Here is a 25,790-nt window from a genome sequence, read left to right on the forward strand (position 1 = left end):
AAAACGTCGTGCGATGGCCCTGCACCAATTCTGACGCATAGCACGGACAACCGTGCCGCCCCGGCCCAAGACCGTCCGCCGGAGGCCGCCGGGCGCTATTGACAGGCCACTGGTCCAGACCGCAACGTGATCCGCGGCACAGCCATTCCCGTCCTGCCGAAACCCCTCGAAAGGCTCTCCTCGATGAGCGACAGCAAGCTGGCCGGTCAGTTCTTCGATGCGGCGATCGGCCTGCTCCAGCGGGTACGGGACGAGGAGGCGGGCAACATCGCCGCCGCCGGGACCGCCATCGCGGACACCGTCGAGGCGGGCGGCCGGCTCTTCGCGTACGGCGCCGGGCACTCCTCCCTCGCCGCCCAGGACGTCGTCTACCGGGCGGGCGGACTGGCCCTGATGAACCTGCTCACGGTGCCCGGCACCACCGGCGTGGACGTCATGCCGGCCACCCTCGGCTCCGCCCTGGAGCGGGTGGACGGCCTGGCCTCGGCGGTCCTGGACTCCAGCCCCGCGACCGCGGGCGACGTGCTCGTGATCATCTCGCTGTCCGGCCGCAACGCGCTTCCGGTCGAGATGGCCCAGAACGCTCGGGCCCTCGGGCTGAAGGTCATCGGCGTCACCTCGGTCGCGTACGCGGAGAACACCCGCTCCCGGCACACCTCGGGCGGCTTCCTGCGCGACCACTGCGACATCGTCCTCGACAGCAAGATCGCGATCGGCGACGCGGAGCTGAGCGCCCCCGGCATCGAGGCCCCCTTCGCCCCCGCCTCCACCGTCGTGACCAGCGCGATCATGCAGTCGATGATGGCGGCGGCATCCGAAGCGCTGGTGGCCCGGGGCATCGAGCCGCCGCTCCTGCGCTCGGGGAACGTCGACGGCGGCCACGACTGGAACGGCCGGGTCATGACGGAGTACCGCGAGCGGATCTTCTACCGCCACTGAGTTCCGTACTACGCACAGGTCGGCAGCGTCACCCGGGCCGTCAGCCCGCCGCCCGGGTTCGCCGTGGCGCCGACGTCCCCGCCGTGCGCCCGGGCGACCGACGCCACGATGGAGAGCCCGAGCCCCGCGCCCTCGCCCGGCGCGTGGCGGCGGGCCTGCGCGCGGCGGAACGGTTCGAACAGCAGCGGCACGGCCGCCGGGTCCACCAGGGGCCCGGTGTTGGCGACCTCCAGGCCGCCCGGGCCGACCCGGACCCGTACCGTCCCGCCCGGATGGTTGTGGCGCAGCGCGTTGGCGACCAGGTTGTGCACCAGGTGGTCCAGGAGGACCGGGTCGCCCTGGACGCTCACCGGCCGGGCCTCCACGTCGACGGTGACGGCCCGCTCCTGAGCCTCCGCCGCCAGCGCCTCGGTGACCGTGGCGGTGGTGGCGTCCAGGCCGACCCGTTCGCGCCGCCGCAGCCCCTCGTCGGAGACCGCGAGGAGGAGCAGGCCCTCGATGAGCTGCTCGCTGTTGTCGGCGGTGTCGATGAGCTTGTCCCGGATCCAGGCGACCTTCTCGGGCGGCGGATCGTCGGCGAGCCCGATCTCGGCGGCGGCCCGCTGCACGGCGAGCGGAGTGCGCAGTTCGTGGGCGGCGTTGGCGGCGAACCGCTGTCGGGCGGCGACCAGTTGCTCGATCCGGTCGAGCATCCCGTCGAAGGTGTCGGCCAGCTCCTTGAGCTCGCCGGGCGGGGCCTGGAGCGCGATCCGCTCGTGGAGGTTGGAGCCGGAGAGCCGGCGGGCCCGGGCGGTGATGACCCCGACGGGCCGCAGCACCCGGCCCGCCATCCACCAGGCCAGCGCGACGGAGAGCGCCGAGTAGACGGCGAGGGAGATCCCGGAGACGGTGAGGAGCCGGCTGAGCGCGGCGTCCCCGGCGGCGGTGGAGACCTTCCGCGCGACGGCGTACTGGCCGGGCTGGATGACGGTGGTCTGCGCCCAGTCGGAGGAGGGCAGCGCGGGGGCGGAGGCCTCGTTCAGCTGGTAGGTGGGGACGGCGGGGGCCACCGCGGTCATGACGCTGCTGTAGAGCCCGTCGCTGACGAGTACGTAGACGAGCCCCATGAGCAGGACTCCGGCCAGCACCAGCAGCCCGCCGTAGAGCGCGGTGAGCCGCGCGCGCTCGTTGTTCACCGGGCGTCACCGGTCCCGCCACCCGCCACGGGTCGGTCGCCGATGCGGTACCCGGCGCCCGGCACGGTCTCGATCACGGGTGGCGCCCCCAGTTTCGTACGGAGCTTGGAGAGGGTGACCCGGACCGCGTTGGTGCGGTAGCTGGTGTCCTCCTCCCACACCTCCTCGATCAGGTCGTCGCCGCTGACGACGGCGCCCTCGGCCCGCAGGAGGGTTTCCAGCACGGCGAACTCCTTGCGGGAGAGAGAAAGGAAGCGCCCGTCGCGGCAGACCTGGCGGCGGGCGGTGTCGAGCGTCAGCCCGGCCCGTTCCAGGACCGGCGGCAGGGCGGGGCGGGAGCGGCGGCCGAGGGCGAGGACCCGGGCGAGGAGTTCGTCGTACGCGAACGGCTTGGTCAGGTAGTCGTCGGCACCGAGCCCGAGGCCGGCCACCCGGTCCCGTACGGTCCCCGAGGCGGTGAGCATCAGGATCCGGGTCAGCAGGCGGGCGCCGACGACCCGGCGGCACACCTCGTCGCCGTGCAGCCCGGGCAGGTCGCGGTCGAGGATCATCACGTCGTACGCGCCGAACCGGAGCTTCTCCAGCGCGGTCGGCCCGTCGGGGGCGATGTCCACCGCGACGGCGTCACGGCGCAGCCCCTCGGCGATCATCCCCGCCAGGAACTCCTCGTCCTCCACCACCAGCACGCGCATGGGTTCTGTGTACCCGAAAGCGATGTTTCGCCGGTGTAAGCACCGGCGCTGAGAGAAACGAAACCGGCTCCTCGCCCACGCTCGGGCCGTCCCTGCCCAACGTCCCGAGGAGCCCTTCATGACCGCTCTCACCGCACGGCGGCGCACTGTCGCCGCCGCCTGTCTGCTCGCCACGACCGTCGTCCTGTCCGCCACGGCCTGTTCGGGCGACGGCGGCGGGACCAAGAGCGATGGATCTTCTTCCGGGGCCAAGAAGACGGAGGAGGACCAGGCGCTGGAGCACCGCAAGTGCCTCCGTGAGCAGGGCCTGGACATCCCCGAGCCGAAGCCGGGCGAGAACGGCATGGGCGTGACGATCGACGGCGGGTCCAAGAGTCAGAAGGAGATGGAGAAGGCGTTCAAGGCCTGCCAGGACAAGGCGGTCGGCGGCGGGCCCAAGGAGCTGAGCCAGGCGGAGAAGGACAAGATGGTCGCCTTCGCCCGGTGCATGCGGAAGAACGGCTTCGACATGCCCGATCCGAAGTTCGACGGCGGGATGGCCCAGGCGATGCCCGCGCTGAAGGGCTCGGAGATGAAGAAGTTCGAGAAGGCGAACAAGGCGTGCGAGAGCGTGGGCCGATGAGGCGCGGACGGGCCGTCGCGGCGGTGGCGGCGGTGCTCGCCGTGACGGCCGGGACCATCGCCGTGACCCAGTTCGGCGTCGGCAGTGGCGGTGGCGGCGGTACGGAGTCGGCGGGCGCGAAGAACACCGGGCTGCCGCCGGCCACCGCCCCGGTCGAGCGCGGCGACCTGCGCGACAGCGCCCAGGCGGACGGAACGCTCGGCTACGACAGACAGCGCAAGATCAACGCGGCCGCGGCGGGCACCCTGACCTGGACCCCGCGCACCGGCTCGACGATCGAGCGGAACGAGCGGCTGTACGAGGTCGACGGCCGGGCGGTCCGGCTGATGTACGGGGCCGGGCCCATGTACCGGACTCTGAAGGCGGGCGACGAGGGCCGGGACGTCGAGCAGCTGGAACGTAACCTCGCCGCCCTCGGCTACACCGGCTTCACCCCGGACACCGAGTACACCGAGCTGACCGCGGCGGCCGTCAAGCGCTGGCAGAAGGCGCACGGCAGCAAGCAGACGGGCACAGTCGGCCCGCAGGACATCGCGTTCGCCCCCGGGAAGGTCCGGATCAAGGGCGTGGCGGCGGCCGTCGGCGATCTGGCCCAGCCGGGCGCCCCGCTCCTCACAACGACCGGCAGCGAGCGCATCGTCACCTTCGAACTGGACGTGGCGGAGAGCCGGCTGGCCAAGGCGGGCACCAAGGTCGACGTCGATCTGCCGGACGGCACGAGCGCGGCCGGCACGGTCTCCTCGGTCGGCCGGACGGCGAAGCCCGGCAAGGACCCGCAGGACACCGGCCCCAAGGTGACGCTGACCGTCTCCTTCGACAAGCCGGACAAGGTCGACGGCTTCGACCAGTCGCCGGTCACGGTGAACCTCACCGGCGAGACGCGCAAGGACGTCCTGACCGTCCCGGTGAACGCGCTCCTGGCGCTGCCGGGCGGCGGCTTCGGCGTGGAGGTCGTACGGAACGGCACCGCCCGCGAGGTGAAGGTGGAGCTCGGGATGTTCGCGGAGGGCCGGGTCGAGGTATCGGGCGGCGGACTGAGCGAGGGCATGAAGGTCGGGGTGCCGAAGATATGAGCGGCGCCGAGGATACGGGTGACGGTACGAACGCAGTCGAGGACGGGCACAGGGACGGGAACGGGGACGGGGCCACGGTCGTCGGCCTCCGGGGCGTCACCAAGGAGTACGCGGGCGGGGTCACCGCCCTGCGCGGGGTGGACCTCACCGTGCGGGAGGGCGAACTCCTCGCCATCGTCGGCCCGTCCGGCTCCGGCAAGTCCACGCTGCTGCACATCGTCGGCACCCTGGACCGCCCCACCGCCGGCACCGTCCACATCGCGGGCCACGACGTGGCGGCCCTGACCGACCGCCGCCTCTCCGCCCTGCGCGCCCAGCACGTGGGCTTCGTCTTCCAGGCGTTCCACCTGGTCCCGGGCGTCTCGGCCCGCGACAACGTGGCGGAGGGCCTGCTCTACTCCGGCCTCCCCCGCTCCGTACGCCGCCGCAAGGCCGCCGAGGCGTTGGACCGGGTCGGGCTGGCGGACCGCCTGGACCACAAGCCGCACCAGCTCTCGGGCGGCCAGAAGCAGCGGGTCGCCATCGCCCGGGCGGTGGTGGGCGAACCCGCGCTCCTGCTGGCCGACGAACCGACGGGGGCGCTCGACTCGGCGTCGGGAGCGGCGGTGATGGAGCTGCTGCGGGACCTGAACCGGGAGGGGGCGACGATCGCGGTGATCACGCACGACACGGAGATCGCGGGGAGCCTGCCGCGCGAGGTGCGGATCAGGGACGGCGAGGTGGTGGCGGACGTACGGAACGTTCCGGCTCCGATGCCGCCCCTGGGGACAGGGGCAGGGCGGTGAGCCGGGGCGCGGCCCGCAGTCGCCTCAGGGCGGCCCGCCTGGGCCCCCGGGACATCCTCCACGTCGGCTCGTCGGGCCTCCGCAGCCGCCCCATGCGGGTGGTCCTCTCCGCCCTGGGCATCGCCATCGGCATCGCGACGATGATCGCGGTGGTCGGCATCTCCGCCTCCAGCCAGGCCCAACTCCTCCGGGAACTGGACAAGTTGGGCACCAACCTCCTGGTGGCCTCGCCCGGCGACTCGATGTTCGCCGGGGAGGAGGTACATCTCCCGGAGGGCTCGGTGGGGATGGTCGGCCGGATCAAGGGCGTCCAGGAGGTGGGCGCCACCGCCGACCTGGACGCGACCGTACGCCGCACCGAGAAGATCGACGAGGACGATACGGGCGGGATCGGGGTCAAGGCGACGACGGCCGACCTGCTGCGCGTCCTGCGCGGCGAGGTCACCGAGGGCAGCTGGCTCAACGCGGCGACCGGCCGCTACCCCTCGGTCGTGCTCGGCCATGTCTCGGCCGAACGCCTCGGCATCACCAAGCCAGGGCAGCAAGTATGGATAGGCGACCGCTACTTCACGGTCACCGGCATCCTCGCCCCGCTCCCCCTGGCCCCCGAGATCGAACGCTCCGCCCTGGTCGGCTGGGAGGGTGCGAAGCGTCTGCTGGGCTTCGCGGGCCACCCGACGTCGATCTACGAGCGGTCGGACGACGCGGCGGTGCAGGACGTACGGAAGGTCATGGCGGCGACGGTCGACCCGCAGAACCCGCAGAACGTGAAGGTCACCGACCCGTCCTCGGCACTCCGCGCGAAGGCGGCGACGGAGGGGGCGTTCAGCACCTTGCTGCTGGGCCTGGGCGGTATCGCGCTGCTGGTCGGGGGCGTAGGAGTGGCCAACACCATGATCATCTCGGTCCTGGAGCGCCGGTACGAGATCGGCCTGCGCCGCTCGCTGGGCGCGACCCGGGGCCAGATCAGGATCCAGTTCGTCACGGAGTCCCTGATGCTGTCGGGCCTGGGCGGCCTGGCGGGGGTGGCGCTGGGCGCGGCGGCGACGGGGGTGTACGCGCACACGGGCGGACTGCCGTGGGTCGTCCCGCTCTGGGCGGTGGCCGGGGGCTTCGGCGCCACGCTGGTGATCGGCACGGTGGCGGGCCTCTACCCGGCGGTGCGGGCATCCCGGCTCTCCCCGACGCTGGCGCTGCACGCGGCGTGAGGGGGGGGAACCCCGGGGGTGGGGCCGGGGGGCAGTGGGGCCCGGGGGGCGGGGCAGTGGGGCCGGGAACCCCCGGCGGGCGCTACTCCCCCGCCCCCACCACCCGCGCCAGATCCACGGCCCCCGCGACCCGGGCCGCCACCGTCTCCGCGTACGCCGTGTCCGGGCGCTCGAAGGCGGTCCGGTTGGCCGCGCGCAGGAATGTCAGCACGCCCAGCGTCCGCCCCCGGCTCCGGAGCACCGTGCACAGGGCGTGGGCGGCGTCGCGGGGCCAGCGGCGCTCGGCGGCCCAGGCGGCGGCCGCGTCCGCGGCCTCCCCGGCGCCCGCACTCGTACGGACCGAGCCCGTCCGCTCGACGGCCTGGAGGGCCGGGTGCCCGGGCCCGTAACGGACCGGGATCGCCCCGCCCGCGACCAGCAGGCACGGCCCGGGCGCGTCCGGGGGGGTGGCGGCCGTCCGCACCAGGCGCTCGCCCTCCATCACCTCGCCCGCCGTCGGGCCGTCCGCCGTCAGGTCGAGGAGGACGTGGTCGGCGAACCCGGCCAGCGCGAAGTCGAGCAGGGACGTCACCGCCTCCATGGGGTCCTCGCACTCGGAGGCCGTACGCACCGCCCGGTGCAGCTGGCTCGTCCGGAACCGCAGCCGGTCCGCCTCCTGCTGGGCGAGCTTGGTGGCGGTGACGTCCCGGAAGAGCCACCCCACCCCGAGCGGAACCGGCTCCTCCGCCAGCGGTGAGGCGAGCCGCAGGAACCCGCTGCGCCAGCACCGCCGCCGCTCGCCCTCCGCCGTACGCAGTGTCACCCAGAACTCGGCCGGGGCGCCCGGCGCGCCTTCGGCTAGCACGTGTTGCAGGGCCGCCTCCAGCTCCTCGACCCCCTGGACCACCAGCTCACCGAGCGGCCGGCCGAGGAGGGTGGTGCGGCCGCCGCCGAGCGCCCGGGAGGCGTACGCGTTGACCACGGTCGGGCGGAGGTCGACGTCGACGAGCACCACACCCCATGACGCGTCCTCAAGGAGCGCCTCGCTCAGCGCGATGGCCCGCTCCAGGTCGATCTGGGCGTGCACCTCGCTGAACGCGCAGTACACCCCGGCCGGCTTGCCGTCGGCGCCCAGCACCCGGGCGGACTGGGTCCGCACGAGCACCCGGCTGCCGTCCTTGCGCAGCAGCGCGAACTCGTGGACCTGGCGTCCGGGCGCGTCCATGGCGGCCATCAGCCGCCCCTGCACCTCGTGCGCGTCGGCCCGGCGCACCGCCCACCCGGCGAAGCCCGTACGCCCCACGGCCTCCTGCGCGGACCAGCCGAGGATGCGCTCGGCCTCGCGGTTCCAGTGGGTGACCACGCCGCCCGCGTCGAAGGCGCAGAGGGCGGCGTCCATGCCGTCGAGGAGGGCGGCGAGCAGCTCGGCCCCGGAGTCGGCCGGCGGTTCGGGACACATGGGCTCACCCGCGCTCTCCGGGCTCTCCGCGCTCTCCGGGCCGTCCCCCGGCACGCCCCCGGCGCCCTCCTCCGGCGGACCGCCCGCGCCCTCGTCGGGTCCGAGCGCGTCGGCGAGCCCGCTGCTCCTGGAAGCACCCACTCCGTACCCCCCGCAGAACGCAGAACGTGTCGGCCGTTTCCCCGCGCGTCACCGCGCGTATTGCTGCACGTCAGACCATTCAACTCGAACGTGACCCAGCGCACACCCCCCTTCGCCAAATAAATGGGTTGAAGGGCCGCCGGGGCCGCTCGTAGGCTTCTCAGCACACAGGAAAGGAGGTGTTCCGGAAGTGATTTCTCTTCGGACTCGTGAGGTGGCTGCGGGCTGACGCCCGTTGTCACGCACTTTTCGCAGTGCATGGCCGGACGCCGGCCAATACCCAGCAGTCACCGACCCGCAGGCTCGCCGGTAAGTCCGGCCGGCTCCTCTGTGCACGGAGGACCCAGAGCCTGCGGGTTTCTGCGTTTTCCGGGTGTTTACGCAGGTGGCAGCCGCAGGCGTGGCCCTACGGGCAGAGCCGCTCCACCCTCCAGGACCCGGAACCGTCCTCCCTGACGTACCGCAGCCGGTCGTGCAGCCGGTTCCCGTGCCCCTGCCAGAACTCGATGGTCTCCGGGACGACACGGAAGCCGCCCCAGTCCGGCGGGGCGGGCACCTTCTCGCCCTCCGGATAGCGCGCGGCCAGCTCCTCGTACCGCTCGATGAGCTCCTCGCGGGAGGAGATCACGGTCGACTGGTCGCTGGCCCAGGCGCCGAGCTGCGAGCCGTGCGGCCGGGTACGGAAGTAGCCGACGGTCTCCTCGCGGGAGACCCGGGAGGCGGTGCCGGTGACGATCACCTGGCGGGCCATCGGGTGCCAGGGGAAGAGCAGCGAGACGTACGGGTTCGCGGCCAGCTCGCGGCCCTTGCGGGAGCCGTAGTTCGTGAAGAAGACGAAGCCCCGGTCGTCGTACTGCTTCAGCAGGACCGTACGCGAGGAGGGGCGGCCGTCCGGGGTGGCGGTGGAGACGACCATGGCGTTGGGCTCGTGGAGCACCCCGCCCACGGCGACCTGGCGGAACCACCGGGCGAACTGGTCCATCGGGTCGGGGCTGAGGTCGGACTCGGTGAAATCCTCGGAGCGGTACTGCTCGCGCATGGCCGCGGGATCGGTGGTGGAATCGGTGGTGGGATCAGTGGTGGGATCGTCGGGGAGGGGTCCCGAAGAACCTTCTGGTGTGGGCACGAGCCCATCCTGCCGCAGCGGCGCAGTGTGCCCGGCGGGGAGGACCGGTAACCACGCACCGCCGAAATGGGGTCCTGTGCCGGATGTCACGCTTCCCCGCTCCGTGGGAACCCGCCAATATCTTGGGGCGGGCCATGTAGAGGGCCTCCGGGGCACTCACGCACGGAGGAACCGGGGCCACAGGGCCGTCGCCCATCCGCCGCCGAACTGAGGGAGCCGCCTGATGTCCGACTTCGTACCCGGTCTTGAGGGAGTCGTCGCGTTCGAAACGGAGATCGCCGAACCGGACAAGGAAGGTGGTTCGCTCCGCTACCGCGGGGTCGACATCGAGGATCTGGTCGGTCACGTCTCCTTCGGCAATGTCTGGGGCCTGCTGGTGGACGGGGCGTTCAACCCCGGGCTGCCGCCGGCCGAGCCGTTCCCGATCCCGGTGCACTCGGGTGACATCCGGGTCGACGTGCAGTCCGCGCTGGCGATGCTCGCCCCCGTCTGGGGCCTGAAGCCGCTCCTGGACATCGACGAGGCGACGGCCCGTGACGACCTGGCGCGGGCGGCGGTGATGGCGCTGTCGTACGTGGCCCAGTCGGCCCGCGGCCAGGGCCTGCCGATGGTGCCGCAGAGCGAGATCGACAAGGCGCACTCGGTGGTCGAGCGGTTCATGATCCGCTGGCGCGGCGAGCCGGACCCGAAGCACGTCAAGGCGGTGGACGCGTACTGGACGTCGGCGGCCGAGCACGGCATGAACGCCTCGACGTTCACGGCCCGGGTCATCGCGTCGACGGGCGCGGATGTCGCGGCCGCGCTGTCCGGCGCGGTGGGCGCGATGTCGGGCCCGCTGCACGGCGGCGCCCCATCCCGGGTCCTCGGCATGATCGAGGAGATCGAGCGTACGGGCGACGCCACGGCGTATGTGAAGGGCGCCCTGGACCGGGGCGAGCGCCTGATGGGCTTCGGCCACCGCGTCTACCGCGCGGAGGACCCGCGCGCCCGCGTGCTGCGCCGCACGGCTCGCGAACTCGCCGCCCCGCGCTTCGAGGTGGCGGAGGCGCTGGAGAAGGCGGCCCTGGAGGAGCTGCACGCGCGGCGCCCGGACCGCGTCCTGGCGACGAACGTGGAGTTCTGGGCGGCCATCGTGCTGGACTTCGCGGAGGTCCCGGCGCACATGTTCACGTCGATGTTCACGTGTGCCCGTACGGCGGGCTGGTCGGCGCACATCCTGGAGCAGAAGCGCACGGGCCGCCTGGTCCGCCCGTCGGCGACGTACGTCGGCCCCGGCACGCGGAACCCGCGCGAGATCGAGGGATACGCGGACATCGCGGACCTGGCGGGGTAAGGCCCCCGGGGGACGCGGGGCGCAGGGATGTTGGATGTGCCGGTACGGGGTACTCGTACCGGCACATCTGAGGCGCACCTCTTGCGCGTCCCCGACCGAGGAGGCCCACGGTGACCACTCCCCGACCGACCCTGACGCTGTCCAGCACGGTGATCGAAGCCCCGGACGCGGCGGAGCTGGCGGACTTCTACCGCCGCCTGCTGGGGTGGGAGCCGGTGCAGGAGGAGCCCGACTGGGTGAAGCTCCTGCCACCCGGCGGCGGCTCGGGCCTGAGCTTCCAGACCTCGAAGCCGTACGTGCCCCCGGTCTGGCCCGCCTCCCTCACCTCGGAGGGCGACCAGCTGATGATGCTGCACCTGGACTTCGAGGTGACGGACCTGGAGGCGGGGGTGGCCCACGCGGTGGCGGAGGGCGCGACACCGGCGGAGTTCCAGCCGCAGCACGACGTACGGGTGCTGTTCGACCCGGTGGGCCACCCGTTCTGCCTGTTCGTCCGCGACCAGGTCCTCGGCGAGACCCCGGCGATCAGCCCCGAGTGGGTCGCGGAGCAGGCCCGGGACATCAGGACGCAGGACCCGCGGGCGTCGGAGGCGGTGACACCGGACCGCCGGGAGGTGGCGGGTGCGGGGGAGGAGCCGGGGTCCGGGGACGCGGTTCCGGCCTAGTTGACCTGGTTGACCTAGCTGAAAGGAACGGCGTCCTTCGGCGCGATGTGCCAGTTGGTGACGACCGGCTTGTCGACGGTGATGGTGCCGACCTTGAGGGAGACGGGGTTGGCGTCCTCGTTGCCGACGGCGACGATGATGCTGTCGAGCTCCTTGCCGCCGTCGGTGTTGGTGGTCTTGGGGTTGACCCCCGCGTAGGCGACGGTCCCCCCGCTGAGCGTGATCTGCTTGCTGACGGCCTGCTCGACGGGCCCGGCCTCGGTGCCGTCGGACCCGAAGGCGACGGTGGGCAGGGCGGCCGGCAGGACACAGGTGATCCCGGACTTGGCCTTCGCCATGACGAGGATGTAGCCAGCGGCCTGGCTCTCGGAACGGGTGCTCCAGGAGAGGTCGTTGGCGCCACAGACCTGGCCGACCTTGGAACCGTCGCTGCCGCTGCCGCTGCCGTTGCCGCTTCCGGCGGAGGGGGAGGCGGTGGGTTCGTCGGAGGCGCCGCTGGTCGGGGCGTCCGAGGCGGCGTCCGACGGACCGTCCGAGGCGGCGTCCTCGGATGCGGAGGGGGAGGCAGAGGGGCTGCCCGCGTCGGCCGAGGGGGAACTGCTCTGCGCGGCCCCGCTGTCCACAGTGCCGTCCGTGTCCTGGCACGCGGTCATCAGCAGGGCTCCGCCCACAAGGGCGGCGGAGGCGAGGAGGGCCGAGCGACGGTTGCGGTTCCGGTGGCCGAACATGGAGATCCCCTAGGTATTGGTCGACGGTCCGAGGCACAAGCGCTGTCCGGCTCCCCGTTCGGGCTCCGGAACACCCACTAGGAGGGCGCGTTGATCCCCGGGGATCCCGGCGTCTCCGTTCCCGGACACCGCTGTCACACGCCGGTTACATGATCACGGAGCGACCAGGATCCGCCGGCCCCGACCGCCATAACAGACCTGCCTCAAGGCCCGAGCGGCATTAGGTTCCCTGTATGGATGCGCACGAGACAGCAGAGGTCCACCACTCCCCCTCATCGTGGCAACAGCCGTGCCCGCAACCCGCATCGGCTGAGCGCACGACCTTGGTGGAGGACATAGCGGAACGCGTCCTGGCGCTCTCCCCCGGCCGCCTGCTCATCGGCATAGACGGCTTCACAGCAGCGGGAAAGACGAGCTTCGGCCACGAACTGGCGCAGCGGGTAACGAAGTCGGGCCGCCCGGCACTCCGAGCCACCCTCGACGACTTCAAGAACCCGTGGAAAGACCGCCACTTGTACGACAGGGAGTCCGGCGAGGGCTACTACCGGAACGCGTACGCGTACGAAACGGCCAAGCACCTCCTCCTGGACCCCACCCGCTCCCCGGAGGCCACGTCCTGCGCCCTCTGCTCCATAGACCCGCTGACGCAGGAGGACCACGCGGCACAGACGACCCCGCTCGCCGAGGTGGACCCGCTGCCGAGGATGGACGCGGTGGTGGACAACAGGGACTTCGCGAGGCCGAAGCTGCTCACCTCGTGATGTGATCGACCTCTTGGAGGCAGCCGCATGAATCTGACGAACCACCAGGAGACGACCGTCACGGTCACCGCCGTAGCCCCGGTCGGCACCCAGGTCCACGCGGACGGGACCAGCGGTTTCATCGACCAGGCGAAGCACCCGTCCTGGTGGTCCCCGGACGTGCCACCTCCCCGGGTGGGCGACCGGTTGCATGCCGTGGTCCTGGACGGCTCCCGAACCCCGCCGAGGTTGAGCGCGCTACGGGAGGACATCGAGATCGCACGGGTTTTACGGTCGGGTGGGTAACGGGGCAAGGTTCGGGAAGGAATACGGCCGGAGGGTTTCCGGCAGGGCCTCGGAAAGGAACGGGAGGGCTTGCCCGATTCTGAAGAAGTGATGGAAAACGAGCCCCTGGCCATATAAACCCGCAGGTCATGAAGTGCGGTCCCGGCGTGTGCGGGGGTGGTCCGGTGGGCCACTGCTGCGGCAGATCGGCGTACTGGTGGTCCCCGCGTGTGCGGGGGTGGTCCCGCGGTCGGCCAGATGCTGAAGAACGGCTTGGCGTGCTCCCCGCGTGCGGGGGTGGTCCCTGGACGCGGGTGTCATCGTCAAGGTCGGCGAAGTGGTCCCCGCGCGCGGGGATGGTCCGCCAGGCATCGGCGTACCACTCGTCCTGCCCCACAGCCGGGCACCGAGCACCGAGCACACGTAACGCCGCCCTCGTCCGGCTCGTTGTCGCGTGAGGCGAGAGACACGGGTGGTCGACGCCCGTGAAAGCCCAGGAGGCTCGGGAAACATGATCGAAGAGGGCGGCGGCCCCCGGGGATGCCCGGCGTCACGGGAGGAGCCTCGGGAAAAGCCGCCCGTCGCGCACTCCCGAACGCTGCGATTCTGGCTCGACCCGGCGAACATCGCGGTGCGCCTCGGCCAGGCAGGCCCCGTCACCAGGACGAAGGCCGGGCCGGCGGTCGCCTTCCAGGTCAACGACCCGTCGCTGATCCGTAAAGTCGGCTGCGGGGAGGACATCTTCCAGGCGTGGAGCGCGGACCCGTGCCTTCGGGACTTCACCGGGAACGGTTTCGCCGGATCCGAGGGCCAGCCCCACCGGGACCGGCGCGCGCTGATGAAACCGGCGCTCGCGGCACCCCGTCTGACGGCTCTGGGACCAGCCGTACGGGACAGCGCCGAGGGCCTGCTCGCCAGGCTTCCCTCCGACCGCCCCGTCGACATCCCCGTCGAGATGAGCCGCATCGTGGCGGGACTCGTCATCGAGACCGTACTGAAGAGCAGCATCTCCCCGGACACACTGGCCGCTCTCGCGCGAGCACGTTCCGTGCTGTCCGCAGGGGTGTTCTGGACGTACGCGCTGTCGCCGTGGCCCTGGGTGCCCACGCCGAGGGGCCGCGCCTTCCGCCGCGCCTTGGGGACGCTGAACGAGGCCACCCGGGAGGTGTACGAAGGCCACCAGCCGGACGGGGACGGCAACGACGTCGTCTCCCTGCTCAAACGCTCGTCCGACAACCGGCCGGACGAGGCGCTGCACGACCTGCGGGCGCTGCTGTTCGCCGGCATCGAGGCCACGGCCTCGACACTCGCCTGGGCCTGCTACGAGTTGGGCCGCCACCCCGACCACCAGGCGGCCATCCGGACCGAGGCCGACGCCGTCCTGGGCACCGACGCCCCGGCCGATGCGGTCCGACCCGACCTGATGCCCCGTACCACCGGCTTCATCAGGGAGGTCACGCGACTGCACGGCATCCCGTTCCTGGTACGCAGACCCCGCCACGCGACGAACGTGGGCGAGCAGCCGGTCCCCGCCGGCGCGCTGGTGACCCTGCCCTTGGGCGCACTGCGTCGTGACCCTGCCCGGTACGCGCGGCCTGAGGAGTTCGACCCGCTGCGCTGGTCGCCCGAGGCCCACCCTCAGCTCTCCCCAGCCGCCCTGCTCCCCTACGGACTCGGCCCACGCTATTGCCCCGGCGCCGCAGCCTCGGAGATCCTGACGCCCGTCGCGCTGGCGAGCCTGGTCCGCTCACGGACACTCCGTACGACGCCGCCCGGCAGGACCATCCGCGTCAGCCTGGAACTCACCCCCATGCCCAAGGGCCTGACCATGCTGGCCACACCCCGCGAGCCACACCCGCCTACTCCTGGCCCGGCACAGGGCGAGCAAGCCGACCCCACCCGCCGGCCCTGAGCACAGGCCAGCCCCTGACGACCAGCACGCTCCCCCGCGCACCGCTCGCCCGCCCCTCGGACGGCCTCACGGCAGGCTCCAGCAGCACGTCGACCGCATGGCCCACGACGCTTGGACCCGGCGCGCACCCCTGCTGCCCCGCGCGTGCGGGGGTGGTCGGGGCACAAATATGGCTCCCGGCAGGCGGTGACGGCGGCGCCCCATTCCTCCTCGTCGAGTATCCGCCCGTCGTTCGGTCTTTTCTGTGGGCGTGAGATCGTCTGGTCGTGACAGAGATGTCGAATGAGCTGGAGGCAGCCTTGGCTCAGGCGTCGTCTCCTTCGTGGACACAACGTGCTCGTGCCGGGCGTGGCCTCGCTTCATTCGCTGATGTTTCCGAGGCCGCAGAAGCATTGGTGGAGCTGCTGCTGGACGTCGAGGACACGGCGGTGACCCGGCAGACGGCAGAGGCTTTGACTCGAGTGGGATCGCTGCCCGCCATGAGGCTTATCGCCATCGCGCTTGCCCAGGCTGACGACCATCGGGCGGACTGGCTGCAGACCGGGGTACATGACGCGCTCGTGGGACCGAGCGGTGCGCCGGACGTCACGGCGGTCTGCGAGAGGCTAGCTCAGGACCCGGAAGAAGCTGTCCGTCGAGGGGCCGCAGATCTCCTGCCATGGGCAGACGACCCAAGGTACTGACCTGCGTCGGCCTTCCCGTGAACTGGTTCATGGAGCCGTCGTCCGGAGGACTCGGGGTTCGCGGAAGGTGCCGCCCCTGAGCTGGCGAATACGACCCTGATGCGTCGGCGTGCGAGACGAAGGCAGTGCGGTGCTTCGGCTGCCCGGGCGGTGCGGCCGGTGGATCCCTTACACGGCTGAGAAGGGAAAGCCGCGGTTGATCGTGCCGGTGTAGCCACGCACGGTCGTGGGCGCAGCCAGCGTCGAGATAATGAGGACTGACGACTTTCGAACGGGGACCGCTGGGAGATATGCCTGTTTCTCAAGAAGTAAGCCAAAACGCACCCCCGGCCACCTAAACCCGCAGGTCACGAACTGTGGTCCCCGCGCGTGCGGGGGTGGTCCACCGGCCGCAACAACCGGGGAGCCACCGTCACGGTGGTCCCCGCGCGTGCGGGGGTGGTCCCGGTAGCAGCCGGCCCCCGCCCAGACCGCCGAGTGGTCCCCGCGCGTGCGGGGGTGGTCCGGGGAACTCCGCTGGCCAGGCGCTGGAGGTGATGTGGTCCCCGCGCGTGCGGGGGTGGTCCCGGCGGTCTTCACCGTCCAGTTGCCCGCCCGCCGTGGTCCCCGCGCGTGCGGGGGTGGTCCCCGGGCCGGGCTCACGGGGATGATCGGCTTCGAGTGGTCCCCGCGCGTGCGGGGGTGGTCCCGTACCGCTGTCCCAGCGCAGCGTCGTCGTCGGGTGGTCCCCGCGCGTGCGGGGGTGCTCCCCCACGTGCACCCGGATCGAGCAGGGCCACTCCTCGCCCCTGTTGGACACCCTGGCCCGTATTTGCCGACGCCATCGGCCTTGAGCTCTCCACGGCTCGTCGGGCAGAGCCCCGGCCACACAGCCAGGGCGCCACCTCACACCGGCAGGGTCCCCGGCGACGGCGGGCTCGGCAACGGTGGCCCGCCCCCATGCCGGCCCTGCTCGATCCGGCGAATCGTCACGCCGTAGACGCCGTACGGGGGAACAGATCGACGCGGCAGGGGTAGTCCCCCTCCGCGCACTCGCCGCAGAGCAGGTCCCGGCCGGTCTCCGTGCATCGGGCCACGGTCACGGGCGCGATCCAGCACGCCTCGCAGGTGCGCACGTCTGTCGTGGACAGGGTGATGGTCCGCTGGCACCGCCCGGGCGGTGCCAGCAGTCGGGTATTGGTTGTAAGCAAGGTGGCGCCTCCGTCCAGGTGGATGGGTGGTGTTCCGCCCCTGTCACTGTTTTCCAGGGAATAGAACAGCCGGGCGGGGATATCAACGCAGGTGCCGGGCCTTGGCCAAACGGTCCTCGCGGGTCTCCTGAAGCCAGATCAGGTCAGCGAGGATGGGGTCCTCGGCCGGGACAGAGCCCTGCTCGGTCGACTCGGTCTGCTCATCGCCGGTGGTGCCCGTCACCGGCGGGCCTCCCGCCACGCCCGCCCCAGCCGGGTAGCAGTCGAGCAGAGGCCTCCGGCCGCCCGACAGGCGGAGCAGGCCGTAGTGTGCCCGAGGAGCGTGCGGTAGGCGCTGTCCGGCTCGGCACGCCCGATCGCCGCCTTCAACATGCCGCTCACTGCGCCGGCTCCGGGCACCCGGGGCACTCGCAGGCAGGGAACCGGTGCGTTTCCTCGGGCTGTTCGAGGGGCACCACCTCGGCCTCCGGGCGCACGACGCTGGTGACCCCGTCGCCGTTCACCTTGTACACCTTGATCGTCATAGCCATAGCTCTCTCCGCGTCGCTTGCGGTATTCGTCGCCATCACAGCGTCGTCCTGCGCACGCAACTGCGGGATGCCCCGCGGGGGTTACCGAGGCGGCAATACACTCGTTGGCGCTCCAGTAAGGCGCCTGCGCGTGCATAGGATCGCAACGGAAGTCAGCCCATGGATGCCACCACCCCCGGCCTGCTCACCTCGGACGTGCTCGACAGAGCAGATGTCCGGGCAGCGCTCATCGAGCACGACTTCGCAGCCGTCTTCACCCTGATCAAGAAGTGGGGCGGCCTCTCCCAGAACCGCATCGCGTCCGCCTGCCAGCTCACCCCCGGCAAGGTGTCCACGATCATCAACGGAAGCCAGCGCGTCACTTCGTTCGACGTTGTCTGCCGGATCGCCGACGGTCTCCGCATCCCGGGCGTCCTGCTCGGGCTCGCACCACGGCCCTGGGAGGGCGAACACCACCCAGCACAGCAGAACCGACCAGAAGCCTCAGGTGACCGGCCCGACACAGACGAGATCCCGTGGCGGCCCGACGCGACCGTGGACCTCGCCGCCCACCTGACCAGGAGTGATCTCTTGATGGACCGAAGGGGCCTCACCCGCTCCCTCGCCGGTGCCGCAGTAACCGGCGCTGCACTCCTCGACAGCCTCGAAGGGTGGCTCGTCCCCGCCGTCAACGTCCCGCGGCAACACCGCCCGGGCCAACTCGGGATGCGAGAAGTCGAGGAACTGGAGACCACCGCACGGGCCTTTCGCCAGTGGGACCACCAGTACGGCGGTGGCCTCCGAAGAAAGGCAGTCCTCGGCCAACTCGCGGAAGTCTCCGGCGCCCTGGACGACCACCAGGCCCCGGCCGTGACGGACCGGCTGTACCGCGTCATGGCGCAGCTGGCCGGCACCGCGGCCACCATGGCTTGGGACTCCGGCCTGCACCGGCGCGCGCAGGACTACTACCGCCTCGCCCTCCGCGCCGCCCACGCCGGAGGCGACGTCGTCTTCGGAGCAAACGTGCTGGCAGGAATGGCGCGGCAAATGCTCTACCGCGACCGGGCCGACGACGCGCTCCAGCTGATCCACCTTGCCCAGGAAGGTGCCCGCGACGTGATCGGCCCCCGGGCCCGCGCCATGCTCCACACCCGCGAAGCCTGGGCCTACGCCGCACAAGGGCGCATCGCCGGATTCCACCGGGCCACGGCCAAGGCGGCCGAGGACCTCGCAAGCGCCGGTACTGACAGCGACGAGCCCTACTGGATCGCCTACTTCGACGAGGCGGAACTCGCGGGGGTCACCGGGGGCCGACTCCTCGACCTCGCCCGCAGCGACCCGTGCCGACACGCTGCCCAGGCAGCAGAGGCCATTCGGACTGCCCTGTCGTCCCGAGGGGCAGAAGCCGGGCGCTCCCACGCGCTCGACCGCATCGGCCTGGCCGAATGTCAGTTCCTCGCCGGAGACGTTCGAGCGGCCGCCACCGAAACGGTCCTGGCCGTGCAGGCCGCGCGAGGCACACAGTCGGGGCGTGTCCGTACTCAGCTTGGGCAGCTGTACCCCTACACCGTGGGACACAGCGCGTCGCGTCCAGTGCGCGAGGCACGCGATAGTATCCGCGACCTGCTGTCGAGCTGAGGAACGGGCGCATGACGACACTTGCCGTGACCGGGCACATGGACCTGACCGACGAGAGCGTGCCCCTGGTACGGGCCGCGCTGCGCGAGCTGCTCGCCCAGTACAGCGAAGACCTGACCGGCGTCTCCTGCATCGCCGCCGGGTCGGACAGCCTCTTCGCGGAAGAAGTCACCGCCATCGGCGGCCGCCTCGTCGCAGTGATCCCCTCCCAGGACTACCGCGCGGCGAGGGTGAAGCCCGACCACGCCGCCGTCTTCGACCGCCTGGTCGAGGCCGCCGTGGACGTTGTGACTCTGCCGCACACAACAGCGAACAGGGCTGCCTATGAGGCAGCGAATGCCGAGCTGTTGCGTCGCGCTGACCGCCTCGTTGCGGTCTGGGACGGCACGCCTCCGTCGGGCAAGGGGGGAGGCACCGCCGACACCGTCGAACAGGCCCAGCAGGCAGGGCTGGCCGTTGACGTGGTCTGGCCCGCTGGTGCCGCTCGTCGCAGGTAGCCCCCGGTACGCACGCAAGCCTCCCGCCGCTGGCCGGCGCGGGGGGTTCCCCGCGCGTGCGGGGGTGGTCCCCCGGACCCGATCCCGAATGCAACCCTCTTGATGTGGTCCTCGCGCGTTCGGGGGTGGTCCGAGCGGTACGCGTCGATCTTCACCGAGGGCTGGGTGGTCCCCGCGCGTGCGGGGGTGTTCCCCGAGCGAGCAGAGACGGGCGGCCTCGGCGTCGGTGGTCCCCGCGCGTGCGGGGGTGTTCCCTCCCTTGCCATAGAGGGGGCTTGCCAGCTCATGTGGTCCCCGCGCGTGCGGGGGTGTTCCGCCCACGGGGCGCACCTCTTCACACCACCAGGCCCCGTGGTCCCCGCGCGTGCGGGGGTGTTCCTCCTGATGAGTGGACTGCATGCCTGGACGTACGGTGGTCCCCGCGCGTGCGGGGGTTCCCAACGGCGTGCACGACACCTTCGGCGGCGACCGGTGGTCCCCGCGCGTGCGGGGGTGGTCCCAGGCCCAGCCGGGCGACGGAAGAGCGGGCCCGGTGGTCCCCGCGCGTGCGGGGGTGCTCCCGGCATCCGCGCCGACCAGGGCCTCGTGGCAGGTTGGTCCCCGCGCGTGCGGGAGTGCTGCGCTCTGGGTTGGTCTTGCTCAGCGGCCTCTGCGCCCGCCAGAGACGGGCAGGCAGGCGGGCGTGCCCGGCGCTTGGGGCTTGGGCTTGGGGCTTGGGGCTTGAGCTTCGGGCGACGAGCTTCGGGGCGGTCTGTTCGCTCTTTCGGGGGTACGCGGGAGGGGCCTGGCCCGAAGCTCGGGTCCCGGGACGCGGGTGTCGGGATGCGAGGTTCGGGGTTCGAGCGCCTTCTTTAACTGGCGGGTGAGATTGGGGGGTTAGGGGAAACCTCCCCTACCTCCCTGACCCGTAACGGCGAGCAAGTATGACTAATCGTGACAGCTTGCGGCGGAGCGTCACGAGTGCTTACGGTTCGAGAACTAAACGACCCCGGAACGGTGTTGGAAGCACCAGGCCGGGGTCTGACCGCAAGATCGTCACCATAGAAAGCCGATCCCGTGGCTACACAGCACACTAGCTCCGCCCTGCCCGCCCCCGCACGCTCCGCCCCGTACCCGATGGCGAAGCCCGGCTACGGCAAACGCTCCACACCCGGCCAACCTGAGCGCACGCCGCACGACTTCGGCGCTCTCCCTGTGCGCGAGCGATACGTCGCCGCCTTCGTCGACCACCTCCCCGAGGGCGCGGCGATGAGCGTCAAGGAGCTGGCCAAGCAACTCCCGCTCTACGGACAGCAAGCCATCAGCAGCGCCCTGACCGCCCTGTCCGTCGCCGGACACCTGCGGCGCGTACGGTGCTCCGTCGGCGCCGGCGACGAGATGCGGTGGGTCTTCCGCACCTTCTGGTCCCGCACCGCCCACGACAACGAGTGGTGGACCACCTACCTCACCACCCAGAACACCAAGCAGGCCGCTGCCCCCGACAGCGCTCCCCCGCCGCCCTGGGTCCCGGACGAGGAACCCCCACCCGCACCGGAGGACCCTGGTACGGAACAGGGCACCGAATCCACCGCCGTACCGCAGCAACGCTCCCCGGTTCAGGCGCCCGACGCAGAGACCGCGCCCCCTGCCCCGGACACGCCTCCCCGCTCCGAAGCCGGTCCCTCCCCCGCCTACCTCGCTCTGGCCCGCCTCGGCCACGAGGACCGGCGCCTGCCCCTCTCCGCCGGCGACTGCGCAGCACTGGAGCCCCTGGCGGCGGAGTGGCTCGCCCGGGGCGTCAGCGTCGACTACCTGATCAGCGCCCTCACCGCAGGACTCCCCGCCCAGGTCGACAGCCCCCTCGGCTTCATCCGCAAACGCCTCACCGACAAGATCCCGCCCCGGATCCCCACCGGGGGCAGCGCCTCACCCGGCGTCCCCGGCTCCGCGCCAGCCCGCCGCATCCTCATGGAGTGCACCGACTGCGGCCGCCCCGGCCAACCGGAAGCCCTCCCCGACGGCCTCTGCCGCCCCTGCCGCACCACCCACCAACCCAACACCGACCAGACCTCCGTCGACCCCAACGATGCCGCCGACATCGAGGCCCGCATGGCCAACCTCCGAGACCTGCTCAGAACCGTCTGAGGTCGGCAGTGACGGATCAGCTCCCGCCCCTCCGCCAGCCAGCAGAACCACTCGGCGTAGTCGTTGTCGGCCTACCTGCTCCAGCTTCTGGTTGGCGAAACGGCCTTGCTGCCCCGGAGGAAGCGGCCGAGCACGCACGGGGAATCGCCGCACGCGGACAGGTCACCGCCGACGTCGTATGCCGTGTCCTGGCCGAACTGCGTGAGGCGCGTTCGTGAAGGTGCGGGTCCTCGACGCCTCCGCGCTCGTGGCGTTCCTCATAGGCCGTGCTGCTCAAGGAGGCTGGTGAGCCGGGTGCGTCCCGGACTTCGGCGTCAAGCAGCGTCGTTCCCCGTACGGGCCGCGCCTCCCGCCTGCGACAGTGCAGCCGCGTGGTGTCCAGCTCGCTGCGTGGCCCCTTGGCGCCTATGCCAGTCTGTGATCGCTATGCGCACACTGACGGATTGCCGTTCCACCCGGAGGACAGAGCCGTGCCCGACCGGCCTGAGATCGTCTGCATCTGTGGCTCCACCCGGTTCGTGAACGAGATGAGCGCGGCCAATCGTGATCTGACCTTCGCGGGTGCCATCGTCCTCGCGCCAGGCGTCTTCCTGCGCGCCGAGGATCGCGAAGCAGGCGGGTCGATCACCGCCGCGCAGAAGACCGCGCTCGACGCCCTCCACCTGCGCAAGATCGACCTGGCCGACCGGGTTCTGGTCGTCAATCCGGGCGGCTATATCGGCGAGTCCACGAGCAGGGAGATCGCGTACGCCCGCGCCACCGGCAAGCCGGTCTCGTTCACCGATCCCTCATGACCGATCCCGGTCACCCCAGGGGCCGTCCGGCAGCAGGGCACCGAGCACGGCAAGCAACTGGGGCGGCTCAACCGGGTCTGGCAGCGAGCTCAGGTCCGACCACTCGATCCAGGCGTACGTGTCCAAGTTGACCTGCTCGTCAGGGAGCAGGCCGGTCCGCACCAGCGATGGTTGCTCGTCGGCGAATCGCGCCGTAAAGAAATGCTCCGTCCCGATGTACCGCTTGCCGTTCCACTGAACATCTCGGTCGACCGGCACAGACCGATCAAGCACCGCAGCCGGATCCAGCCCGGTTTCCTCGGCCAGTTCTCGTCGTGCCGCCGCCAGAGGTGTCTCGCCTGGCTCGATACCGCCACCGGGTGGCTCCCAGAGCCATGTCCCGTCGAACGGGTCACGCCAGCGCAGAAGAAGCAGGCGATGAGCAGCGTCCAGACAGATGACCCGGGCGGCGGGCCGGTGTGTTGTGTCCACCCGTCTGACGCTATGCGGTGGTCAAGAAATCGTTCAGGACCGGGGGTGCGTTGACTGATATCTCAACATGCCTGAGGAGCTGATCGGTTAAGCATGAGGTAGACGCCAGCCGTTGCTGCCGATCTTTAGGATTCGGGCATGGTCACCTCATCCGTTAACTCCGGCTCACGCAGCTTCGTCGATGGCCAGGCACTCGGGATGCTCCTTGCCACCGCCGCGGCCATGGCCGTCATCTGGCTCGCCACCCGGGCCTGGCGGCGCGGCCCGGAGCCAACCGGTGCGGTCGACGCCGAGCAAGCCAGCGCCCTTGCCATACGTCGCGGCAACATCGTCCGCGGTGTACTGCTGGTCGCCGCCGCCGCGGGACTGGTGTGGGTCTTCACCTACAAGGGGTATGGGCCTGCCGCAGAGGCCGCCCCCGTTGGCCGAGAGGCTGTGGCCCAGTCGCCCTCCGCCTCGGCAGGGACTCCGGAGGCCACGCGTGTCATCGACGCCGCCCCGCGCGTCGGTGAGTACCGGCTGCATACCGGCACGGAAGCCGCCGAGTACGAGCAGCTGGCTCCCGGAAGGCCGGAGTCGGGTGAACGATGGTTCTACGACGGCCCTGGGGAGGGGTCCGTGGGCGCTCTGCTCCAGATCAAGGCCGTCAAAAGAGGCACGGGGCTCGACGGGGCCACAGGCTCGAAAGCCATGAGCGACGAACTGCGCGCCTTCTTCACCGGGGCGCGGGCGACCGAGGTCACCGCATTCGAAGCGGGACCCTGGGGTGGCCAGTTGAGTTGCGGCCTGGCGCAGTCAGACGCCGGACGCCACGTCGTGTGCGCTTGGGTCGATTCCCTTACGCGGGGCCAGCTCGGGCTGATGGACGAGGCGAGTCTCTTCGGGGGTGCAGAGATCGCCCTGCAGTTCCGCAGCGCCTCGGAGAAGCGGACCTGAGGGGGCCGGTGAGCACTCGGAAGTGCCCGGGTTTCCTGGGGCTTTGCTGCACGGTGACTGACCTGCGGGGCAATCAGGGGCCTGCCTGACTGGTGGCCTCCTTTCGGAAGAATGACGGGGTGATCGAAGAGACGACCGATGTTGGCGCGGCCATCGCCGGCGAGTTGCAGCTGCTGGACCCCAACGTGCGTGCGTCACGGTCACTCGCCGAGCGGCTGCTCGACCCGGACTTCATCGACGTCGGAGCTTCGGGACGGCGGTGGCGGACGGCCCGCTCATTGAGTCGTCCGGCATGACCGGAGTCGTCCTGGCGCCCGGCCTGGTGCATCTGACCTACGAGACCGTTCTCGGCGGCAACCGGGCCCGCCGGAGCTCGCTTTGGCGCAGGAAGCCTGGCGAGACGGCGTGGCGGATGTACTACCACCAGGCGACGCCCGTTCCAGCTGGGGAGGGGCAGAATGAGTCTTGAGATGCACGGCTTGCGGCGGAGGCCAATCGCACCACAGGGGGGATATGTCCGCTTCTCGAGAAGTGAGTAAAAACAGCCCAACGGCCGCGTAAACCCGCAGGTCGCGAACTGTGGTCCCCGCGCGTGCGGGGGTGGTCCCCTGGGCCTGCCGGTCATCCACCCCGCAGTGCAGTGGTCCCCGCGCGTGCGGGGGTGGTCCCGTGGCCAGCGCCAAGGTGTCCCGGAAGTGCGGGTGGTCCCCGCGCGTGCGGGGGTGGTCCCGCCGGTCCAGGCCGACGAGAAGACGGAGACGCGTGGTCCCCGCGCGTGCGGGGGTGGTCCCAAGACGGTCGCGTCGGCCGGGGCCGGAGGCATGTGGTCCCCGCGCGTGCGGGGGTGGTCCCATCTGGTCCACCGAGGGCCGAGCTGACGGATGGTGGTCCCCGCGCGTGCGGGGGTGGTCCCGCGGCGTCGGTCAGGTCGTAGTGGACGTGGGCGTGGTCCCCGCGCGTGCGGAGGTGGTCCCGTCCCGCTCGCGGTCGGGGACCTCGGCGGCATGTGGTCCCCGCGCGTGCGGGGGTGGTCCCCGGAGGGAAGCGTGATCCCGCCGCGCTGGTACGCGGTCCCCGCGCGTGCGGGGGTGGTCCCAGAGCTCGGAAGGCGAGCGAGAAGGGCTGGCGGTGGTCCCCGCGCGTGCGGAGGTGGTCCCATCTTGGCGGCGTAGGTGGGCTGCATGATCTGGTGGTCCCCGCGCGTGCGGGGGTGTTCCCTACGTGAAGGCCACCTGCGGGTGCAGCCCGGCGTGGTCCCCGCGCGTGCGGGGGTGTTCCCTTGTCGATGCCCTCCTTGGTGAAAAGGTTCGGGTGGTCCCCGCACATGCGGGGTTGCTTCTCCGCCTGTGGCGCCCACGCCCTCGTCAAATACAACTAGGGCACGGTCTTCGCCACGAAGCAGGTCACGGTGGCGATCGAAGGTACGTGCGCCAGGGCCCGTGACGCGGGTGGGCCCGTCTGCGCACTCGGGGGGGAAGGGCAGGGCGTATGCGGAACGCGGCGTCGGTGGCGGTGAGGAAAGCGGAGGAAGGGGCAGGAGCGGTCGGCTCCTTGGGTCCTCGTGCTGCCTCGGGATCAGCGATATCGGGCTTGGCCGGTCCAGGCTCGCGGGCTCCGTGGCGACCGGGCGGCGTGGGCAAGGTGCTTCTCTCCCTGCTCGTCGTCGCCTCGTTGGGCGGGTGCTCGGGTCAGCAGGGCAACAGGTGCACCCTCATCGGCATGGACTCGGGCGTCTCCGTCGTCTGGCGGCCGGCCGACTTCAAGGGGTCCGGCGGAGCGACCATCCGGGTCTGTGTGGACGGATCCTGCGACGAGCGCGCGTCCGGCGACCCCAGCGATCCGATCGGGATGGCGTCGGTGCGGCTTCCGCAGGACATCGGGGGCAAGACGCTGCCGGTCGAGCTGACCGTGACCCCGGTGAAGGGCGGCGGCGTGGTCACGGACACCGCGCAGGCCAAGCTGACCGAGGAACGGCCCAACGGGCCGAACTGCGAACCCGTGGCCTGGGTCGCCTCCTTCCGTGCCGACCCGGTCAAGGGGCTCGTCTCGGCGGAGGGCTTCTCCCTCCAGGGGAATCAGCCGTAGT

At 71.3% G+C, this 25,790-nt stretch carries 24 protein-coding genes, 2 pseudogenes and 2 CRISPR repeat arrays; of the genes and pseudogenes, 17 read left to right on the forward strand and 9 right to left on the reverse strand.

The annotated features are described in order from the left end of the window. Positions 1–183: 183 nt before the first annotated feature. The gene (locus tag R2B67_RS14505) at positions 184–939 is read left to right on the forward strand and encodes an SIS domain-containing protein (protein ID WP_317818317.1); all 756 of its coding nucleotides are present in this window, start codon (positions 184–186) and stop codon (positions 937–939) included. An 8-nt stretch (positions 940–947) separates the two neighbouring features. On the opposite strand, the gene R2B67_RS14510 is transcribed toward R2B67_RS14505, so the two are convergent. Next, the gene (locus tag R2B67_RS14510; RefSeq protein ID WP_317818318.1) at positions 948–2,114 is read right to left on the reverse strand and encodes a sensor histidine kinase; all 1,167 of its coding nucleotides are present in this window, start codon (positions 2,112–2,114) and stop codon (positions 948–950) included. Further along, positions 2,111–2,806: a response regulator transcription factor gene (locus R2B67_RS14515; RefSeq protein ID WP_237327327.1), complete on the reverse strand. Its 696-nt coding sequence runs from the start codon at positions 2,804–2,806 to the stop codon at positions 2,111–2,113. The genes R2B67_RS14510 and R2B67_RS14515 overlap by 4 nt, the downstream gene beginning before the upstream one ends. Before the next feature lie 118 nt (positions 2,807–2,924). On the opposite strand from R2B67_RS14515, the gene R2B67_RS14520 reads away from it, so the two are divergent. Genes R2B67_RS14520 through R2B67_RS14535 form a run of 4 tightly spaced genes read left to right on the forward strand, consistent with a single transcriptional unit; the run spans position 2,925 to position 6,494 of the window. Next, entirely contained in the window at positions 2,925–3,428 is a 504-nt protein-coding gene (locus R2B67_RS14520) for a hypothetical protein (RefSeq protein WP_317818319.1), read from the forward strand. Next, positions 3,425–4,501, forward strand: coding sequence for an efflux RND transporter periplasmic adaptor subunit (locus tag R2B67_RS14525; protein WP_317818321.1), 1,077 nt, complete (start codon positions 3,425–3,427; stop codon positions 4,499–4,501). The genes R2B67_RS14520 and R2B67_RS14525 overlap by 4 nt, the downstream gene beginning before the upstream one ends. Then, entirely contained in the window at positions 4,498–5,286 is a 789-nt protein-coding gene (locus R2B67_RS14530; protein ID WP_317818322.1) for an ABC transporter ATP-binding protein, read from the forward strand. Before R2B67_RS14525 ends, R2B67_RS14530 begins: the two co-directional genes overlap by 4 nt. Further along, positions 5,283–6,494: an ABC transporter permease gene (locus tag R2B67_RS14535; protein ID WP_317818323.1), complete on the forward strand. Its 1,212-nt coding sequence runs from the start codon at positions 5,283–5,285 to the stop codon at positions 6,492–6,494. The genes R2B67_RS14530 and R2B67_RS14535 overlap by 4 nt, the downstream gene beginning before the upstream one ends. Positions 6,495–6,576: 82 nt before the next feature. Here R2B67_RS14535 and R2B67_RS14540 read toward each other — a convergent pair whose 3' ends face one another. Together R2B67_RS14540 and pdxH are read right to left on the reverse strand one after the other, a co-directional pair. After that, on the reverse strand, positions 6,577–8,073 hold the full coding sequence (locus tag R2B67_RS14540; protein ID WP_317818325.1) for a PAS domain-containing protein: 1,497 nt from the start codon (positions 8,071–8,073) through the stop codon (positions 6,577–6,579). A gap of 406 nt (positions 8,074–8,479) precedes the next feature. Further along, entirely contained in the window at positions 8,480–9,112 is a 633-nt protein-coding gene (gene pdxH / locus R2B67_RS14545; protein WP_018510789.1) for a pyridoxamine 5'-phosphate oxidase, read from the reverse strand. A gap of 310 nt (positions 9,113–9,422) precedes the next feature. Here pdxH and R2B67_RS14550 point away from each other — a divergent pair, with 310 nt between their 5' ends. Together R2B67_RS14550 and R2B67_RS14555 are read left to right on the forward strand one after the other, a co-directional pair. Further along, complete coding sequence (locus tag R2B67_RS14550; protein WP_018510790.1) at positions 9,423–10,532, forward strand: citrate synthase 2; 1,110 nt, start codon at positions 9,423–9,425, stop codon at positions 10,530–10,532. Positions 10,533–10,642: 110 nt separating this feature from the next. Then, positions 10,643–11,197: a VOC family protein gene (locus R2B67_RS14555; protein WP_317818330.1), complete on the forward strand. Its 555-nt coding sequence runs from the start codon at positions 10,643–10,645 to the stop codon at positions 11,195–11,197. Positions 11,198–11,211: 14 nt separating this feature from the next. Here R2B67_RS14555 and R2B67_RS14560 read toward each other — a convergent pair whose 3' ends face one another. Next, positions 11,212–11,925, reverse strand: coding sequence for a DUF4232 domain-containing protein (locus R2B67_RS14560; protein ID WP_317818333.1), 714 nt, complete (start codon positions 11,923–11,925; stop codon positions 11,212–11,214). A 326-nt stretch (positions 11,926–12,251) separates the two neighbouring features. On the opposite strand from R2B67_RS14560, the gene R2B67_RS14565 reads away from it, so the two are divergent. From R2B67_RS14565 to R2B67_RS14575, 3 genes are all read left to right on the forward strand, one after another. Next, positions 12,252–12,686: a nucleoside/nucleotide kinase family protein gene (locus R2B67_RS14565; protein ID WP_317824850.1), complete on the forward strand. Its 435-nt coding sequence runs from the start codon at positions 12,252–12,254 to the stop codon at positions 12,684–12,686. A gap of 775 nt (positions 12,687–13,461) precedes the next feature. After that, positions 13,462–14,862, forward strand: a complete 1,401-nt coding sequence (locus R2B67_RS14570; RefSeq protein ID WP_317818337.1) for a cytochrome P450 — start codon at positions 13,462–13,464, stop codon at positions 14,860–14,862. Positions 14,863–15,257: 395 nt separating this feature from the next. Beyond that, the gene (locus R2B67_RS14575) at positions 15,258–15,545 is read left to right on the forward strand and encodes a hypothetical protein (protein WP_381073410.1); all 288 of its coding nucleotides are present in this window, start codon (positions 15,258–15,260) and stop codon (positions 15,543–15,545) included. A gap of 356 nt (positions 15,546–15,901) precedes the next feature. After that, positions 15,902–16,295: direct repeats of the CRISPR family, unit length 29 nt; unit sequence GTGGTCCCCGCGCGTGCGGGGGTGGTCCC. Between the two features lie 135 nt (positions 16,296–16,430). Here R2B67_RS14575 and R2B67_RS14580 read toward each other — a convergent pair. The 3 genes and pseudogenes from R2B67_RS14580 to R2B67_RS14590 form a co-directional block, all read right to left on the reverse strand. Continuing rightward, positions 16,431–16,681, reverse strand: a pseudogene (locus tag R2B67_RS14580) (hypothetical protein). Between the two features lie 136 nt (positions 16,682–16,817). Then, positions 16,818–16,958, reverse strand: a complete 141-nt coding sequence (locus R2B67_RS14585; RefSeq protein ID WP_317818339.1) for a hypothetical protein — start codon at positions 16,956–16,958, stop codon at positions 16,818–16,820. A gap of 154 nt (positions 16,959–17,112) precedes the next feature. Continuing rightward, positions 17,113–17,265 carry a hypothetical protein gene (locus R2B67_RS14590; protein WP_237327316.1) on the reverse strand — a complete coding sequence of 51 codons (153 nt, stop codon included), beginning with the start codon at positions 17,263–17,265 and terminating at the stop codon, positions 17,113–17,115. 159 nt (positions 17,266–17,424) lie between these two features. Between R2B67_RS14590 and R2B67_RS14595 the strand changes: the two genes are divergently transcribed. The 4 genes from R2B67_RS14595 to R2B67_RS14610 all read left to right on the forward strand — a co-directional run bounded on the left by R2B67_RS14595 (position 17,425) and on the right by R2B67_RS14610 (position 22,297). Further along, the gene (locus tag R2B67_RS14595; RefSeq protein WP_317818343.1) at positions 17,425–18,882 is read left to right on the forward strand and encodes an NsdA family TPR-like regulatory protein; all 1,458 of its coding nucleotides are present in this window, start codon (positions 17,425–17,427) and stop codon (positions 18,880–18,882) included. A gap of 11 nt (positions 18,883–18,893) precedes the next feature. After that, the gene (locus R2B67_RS14600) at positions 18,894–19,379 is read left to right on the forward strand and encodes a hypothetical protein (RefSeq protein ID WP_237327314.1); all 486 of its coding nucleotides are present in this window, start codon (positions 18,894–18,896) and stop codon (positions 19,377–19,379) included. A 1,056-nt stretch (positions 19,380–20,435) separates the two neighbouring features. Further along, positions 20,436–21,503, forward strand: coding sequence for a MarR family transcriptional regulator (locus R2B67_RS14605; RefSeq protein ID WP_317818347.1), 1,068 nt, complete (start codon positions 20,436–20,438; stop codon positions 21,501–21,503). Between the two features lie 470 nt (positions 21,504–21,973). Next, the gene (locus R2B67_RS14610; protein ID WP_317818351.1) at positions 21,974–22,297 is read left to right on the forward strand and encodes a hypothetical protein; all 324 of its coding nucleotides are present in this window, start codon (positions 21,974–21,976) and stop codon (positions 22,295–22,297) included. Here the strand turns inward: R2B67_RS14610 and R2B67_RS14615 are convergent. Next, positions 22,292–22,768 (reverse strand): NUDIX hydrolase, encoded by a 477-nt coding sequence (locus tag R2B67_RS14615; protein ID WP_317818354.1) that lies wholly within the window; start codon positions 22,766–22,768, stop codon positions 22,292–22,294. The genes R2B67_RS14610 and R2B67_RS14615 overlap by 6 nt on opposite strands. A gap of 138 nt (positions 22,769–22,906) precedes the next feature. On the opposite strand from R2B67_RS14615, the gene R2B67_RS14620 reads away from it, so the two are divergent. From R2B67_RS14620 to R2B67_RS14630, 3 genes and pseudogenes are all read left to right on the forward strand, one after another. Beyond that, positions 22,907–23,704, forward strand: a complete 798-nt coding sequence (locus R2B67_RS14620) for a hypothetical protein (RefSeq protein ID WP_317818359.1) — start codon at positions 22,907–22,909, stop codon at positions 23,702–23,704. A gap of 119 nt (positions 23,705–23,823) precedes the next feature. Beyond that, positions 23,824–24,173 (forward strand): annotated as a pseudogene (locus R2B67_RS14625) (nuclear transport factor 2 family protein). Positions 24,174–24,283: 110 nt separating this feature from the next. Then, positions 24,284–24,983: direct repeats of the CRISPR family, unit length 29 nt; unit sequence GTGGTCCCCGCGCGTGCGGGGGTGGTCCC. 353 nt (positions 24,984–25,336) lie between these two features. Beyond that, on the forward strand, positions 25,337–25,789 hold the full coding sequence (locus R2B67_RS14630) for a hypothetical protein (protein ID WP_317818366.1): 453 nt from the start codon (positions 25,337–25,339) through the stop codon (positions 25,787–25,789). Position 25,790 lies beyond the last annotated feature (1 nt).

The organism is Streptomyces cyaneofuscatus (assembly GCF_033109485.1).
GTDB classification, from domain to species: domain Bacteria; phylum Actinomycetota; class Actinomycetes; order Streptomycetales; family Streptomycetaceae; genus Streptomyces; species Streptomyces cyaneofuscatus.